We start from the raw sequence: 1,507 nt of genomic DNA, 5'->3' as shown, positions 1-1,507 counted from the left end.
CCCCGGGGCCCCCCCGCCCTCGTCCACCCCCCCCCCCCCCCCCGGCGCGGCGCCCGGGGGGGCGCCCCCCCCCCGGGGGGCCCCCCCCCCGCCCGTACGCCCGCCGCACGGCAGGATGGGTGCCCGTGACCGTCATCCACATCCCCGGCTCCAAGTCCGTCACCGCCCGCGCGCTGTTCCTGGCCGCCGCCGCCGACGGGACCACCACCCTCGTACGTCCCCTGCACTCGGACGACACCGAGGGCTTCACGGAGGGGCTGACCCGTCTCGGTTACGCGGTGACCCGGGAGCCGGACCGCTGGCACATCGAGGGACGCCCGGCAGGACCCGCGCTCCCCGAAGCCGACGTGTACTGCCGCGACGGCGCCACCACCGCCCGCTTCCTGCCCACGCTCGCCGCCGCCGCGGCCTCCGGCAGCTACCGCTTCGACGCCTCCGCGCAGATGCGCCGCCGCCCCCTCGCCCCGCTCACCGAGGCTCTGCGCACCCTCGGCGTCGACCTGCGCCACGAGGAGGCCGAGGGCCACCATCCGCTGAGGATCGAGGCGTCCGGCATCAAGGGCGGCGAACTGACCCTGGACGCGGGGGAGTCGTCGCAGTACCTCACCGCCCTGCTGATGCTCGGACCGCTCACCGCCGAGGGCCTCCGCATCGACGTCACCGAGCTGGTGTCGGCGCCGTACATCGAGATCACCCTCTCGATGATGCGGAGCTTCGGCGTGGAGGTGAGCCGGGAGGGGAACACCTTCACCGTCCCTCCCGGCGGCTACCGCCCCACCACCTACGCCGTCGAGCCCGACGCCTCCACCGCGAGCTACTTCTTCGCCGCCGCGGCCCTCACAGGACGCGAGGTCACCGTCCCCGGCCTCGGCACGGACGCGCTCCAGGGCGACCTGCGCTTCGTCGACGTCCTGCGCCGCATGGGAGCCGACGTCCGTACGACGGCGGACGCGACGACCGTCGGCTCCACCGGCACCCTCACCGGCCTCACCGTCAACATGCGCGACATCTCCGACACGATGCCGACACTGGCGGCCATCGCACCGTTCGCCTCCTCGCCCGTCCGCATCGAGGACGTCGCCAACACCCGGGTGAAGGAGTGCGACCGGCTCGACGCCTGCGCCGACAACCTCCGGCGCATGGGCATCACCGTGCACACGGGTCACGACTGGATCGAGATCCACCCCGGCACTCCTCGCCCCACCGAGATCACCACCCACGGCGACCACCGCATCGTCATGTCGTTCGCCGTCACCGGGCTGCGCGCGCCGGGCATGACGTACGACGACCCCGGCTGCGTACGCAAGACGTTCCCGCGCTTCCACGAGACCTTCGCGGATTTCGCTGTCACCGCAGCCGGTTAGGGTTCCTGGGCGAGGGGCCTGTCCGGCGGATCAGGGCCGGATAGGGCGCGGCGTCTGGCACGGCACCTCGCGGCGTTGCCGAAACGCCCGAATAGCTCCGCTATTAGGACGCTCCGGCGCCTTGCGATGCACCGCACCAGACG

General features: G+C 73.3%; 1 protein-coding gene. It reads left to right on the top strand.

Annotation, left to right across the window (positions count from 1 at the left end):
- The first annotated feature begins 125 nt into the window (after positions 1 to 125).
- Positions 126 to 1,364: a 3-phosphoshikimate 1-carboxyvinyltransferase gene (gene aroA, locus ACWGO0_RS35035; RefSeq protein WP_453544134.1), complete on the top strand. Its 1,239-nt coding sequence runs from the start codon at positions 126 to 128 to the stop codon at positions 1,362 to 1,364.
- The last annotated feature ends 143 nt before the right edge of the window (positions 1,365 to 1,507 follow it).

This window comes from Streptomyces sp. NPDC055749, assembly GCF_053617235.1.
The sequence above is the reverse complement of the archived record's forward strand: the minus strand, read 5'-3'. Positions and strand labels throughout refer to the sequence as shown.